Source organism: Microvirga sp. P4_G7 (assembly GCF_056401005.1).
On record NZ_JBFUKD010000536.1, the window covers coordinates 1 to 2,603 of the forward strand.

Genomic DNA, 2,603 nt, shown 5'->3' on the forward strand with positions numbered 1-2,603 from the left:
GTTCATGGGAGAAATATACGGAAATTCCGTACAAACCGCAACAGCAATCGTACGGAATTTCCGTATATTCGCAGTCCGCTGTGGCGGGCCTGTTTCTCGGAGAATGCACCCGCCGCAATTCGCGGCCTACCACGCCATCGTGGCTTGGACTCAATCGGCCCCACATTCCGCCGAAGCGGAAATTCTCAACTCATGGAAGGTCTAGCGATTTCAGCGGAAAAATTGGTCGGAGTGGCAGGATTTGAACCTGCGACCCCTACGTCCCGAACGTAGTGCGCTACCAGACTGCGCTACACTCCGACGCCGAAATCATCGGGAGGCGGTCTTATAGCGACGAGGGGTGACTGCCGCAAGCGGCAAATGGGACAAAAACGACAATCACGTCATTCACGGACAAGATGGTTGCCAGCGGTCAATCCGGCGACTATGTAGACCGCGCTTCGCAAGCGCATTGGGGCGTCGCCAAGTGGTAAGGCAGCGGTTTTTGGTACCGCCATTCCCAGGTTCGAATCCTGGCGCCCCAGCCAAATGCGCTTGAAGCAACAGAGCTTCCCGAAAATTTGTCTGATTTCACATTCCAAGCAATCCGCTCAAGATTGATGTTTCGATATAACATCCTCCACATACGGAGAGGTTTCTCCTGAGGCGGGACCGAATAGACAGTTGTAATGAGCCGCCTCATTGCAACCGCGAATTCAAACGACCTTTCCACCCTTGCGACCCCGCACGAGATCGGCGCCGGGGATCTCCCCAGCGCGATCCTGCAAGGCGGTCCGGGGGAGGATATCCTGGTCCTCCTCGACGGGGGTACCTTCGATCTCACGCTTCCTGCGATCTTTGCCGGTTTCGAGACCATTCGCGGTTCGGAGCAGCACGACGCGATTGTGCTCAACGCGGCCCGCTTCGATGGGGTCGCGGCCTTCGACGGCGGTCCTGCGTCGGCCACCCACTGGGACAAAATCCTGCTGCAGGGGGCCGCGTTCGACGTCCGTGCAAAGGTCTTCACCGGCATCGACGAGCTTTCCCTCGCGACGGACGGCGCTGAACTGATCGTCGACGATCTCGCGACGGCCCTCATCGCCGGCGGCATCGCGAGCCAACATGATCGGCTGATTGCGACGACGCTCACCTTCACGGCGCCGGAGCGTATGCGGCTTCACCGCCAGGGCATCGACACCATCCTCGATGCGGGCGGCGAGCATGTGAATGCGCCGCCTGTCACCGCGGGTCTACAGGGCGACCGCATCGAGGCGGCGCCTGGCCAGCGCTATTTCCTCGATGTCGGCCGCGACGCCGCGATCAGCGACGATGACGGCACGTTCAGCCTTCTCACCGTCGCCGCGCCACAGCAGCGCGGCCCGCCTGGGCGCCTGGGCATCGATCTGGCGGGGATGGTGGCGCTCAGTGCCGGCTATGCGCCCGGCAGCACCGTCACCGTCGGCGGGGCCGATGTGGGAATGTTGTGGGACGCGAGTGATATCGGCCTCAGCATCGCCTTCAACGCCGATGCCACACTGGCGCGCGTCGAGGAGATTGTCCGCGCCATCACCTTCACCACCGCCACGATACCTCCCGACCACACCACGCACCACGAGGTGAGCGTGACACTCGCCGATGAAGGTGGGCGCCGCTCGTCCTCGATCGTCACCATCGTGCAGAGCGTCGAGATCGAGCCTCCGCCTCTCGTGCTCAGCCACGCCAGTGTCGCGGAGCTCGCCCCGGACGGCGCGCTCGTCGGCTTTCTGACAGCGCGTATTCCCGGCGTCGGCGATGCCTTCGCCTATGCCCTGCTCGACAATGCCGAGAACCGCTTCAGCCTCGACGGTGATCGGCTCCTGGTGCTGAACGGCATCAAGCTCGATTACGAGCAGCACCGCTCGCACACGATCACGGTGCGCGCGACCGGGCCCGGCAACGTGATCGTCGATCAGGTCTTCACCATTGTCGTCGAGGACGTGCTCGACGAGACGATCATCGGCGTCGGCAATGGCGCGGGCGGCGATGACGCGGGTGGCGGAACCAGCAACGGTTCGCGCGGCGCCAACACTCTCGTGGGCGGGCGCGGCAAGGACAAGCTGAAGGGCGGCGAGGGCCGCGATATACTCTACGGCAAAGGCGGCAACGATGTGCTCACCGGCGGCGAGGACGCGGACATCTTCGTCTTCGACACCAAGCCGCACACCATCAAGAATCTCGATCGGATTGCCGATTTCAACCCGAAATACGACGACATCCAGCTCGATGACAAGGTGTTTAGGAAACTCCGCGAGAAGGGTTCGCCGGAAAACCCGGCGCCGCTTTCGAAGGCGGCGTTCTGGAAGGGCGCCGCTGCGCACGACAAGAACGATCGCGTGATTTACGACCCACGGACGGGCGCATTGTTCTACGACCCCGACGGCACGGGAAGCGCCGCCTCGTCGAAGTTCGCGGTGACGAAGCCGAAACTGGCGTTGAGCCATAAGGACATTTTTGTCATTTGATCCGATCTCTCATGCGAGAAAAACATGCCTCCTTCCTTCATCGACGTGATGTGCAAGCTGGAGACGGTCGAACCCGGCAAGCGCGAATTCGCCAATCCGAAAGACGGCGACGCTGTCGTCGTT

Annotated in this window: 1 protein-coding gene and 2 tRNA genes; 2 read left to right on the plus strand and 1 reads right to left on the minus strand. The window is 61.9% G+C overall.

Going from position 1 to position 2,603, the window contains the following annotated elements:
* Positions 1 to 223: 223 nt before the first annotated feature.
* A tRNA-Pro gene (locus tag AC1DT3_RS17535) sits at positions 224 to 300 on the minus strand.
* A 152-nt stretch (positions 301 to 452) separates the two neighbouring features.
* On the opposite strand from AC1DT3_RS17535, the gene AC1DT3_RS17540 reads away from it, so the two are divergent.
* Both AC1DT3_RS17540 and AC1DT3_RS17545 read left to right on the plus strand, forming a co-directional pair.
* Positions 453 to 527, plus strand: a tRNA-Gln gene (locus AC1DT3_RS17540).
* Positions 528 to 668: 141 nt separating this feature from the next.
* Positions 669 to 2,480 carry a cadherin repeat domain-containing protein gene (locus AC1DT3_RS17545; protein ID WP_477466518.1) on the plus strand — a complete coding sequence of 604 codons (1,812 nt, stop codon included), beginning with the start codon at positions 669 to 671 and terminating at the stop codon, positions 2,478 to 2,480.
* Positions 2,481 to 2,603: the final 123 nt, after the last annotated feature.

Excerpts from the sequence above, each read along its gene's own strand:
- AC1DT3_RS17545 (WP_477466518.1), top strand. The coding sequence starts at position 669 with ATGAGCCGCCTCATTGCAACCGCGAATTCAAACGACCTTTCCACCCTT.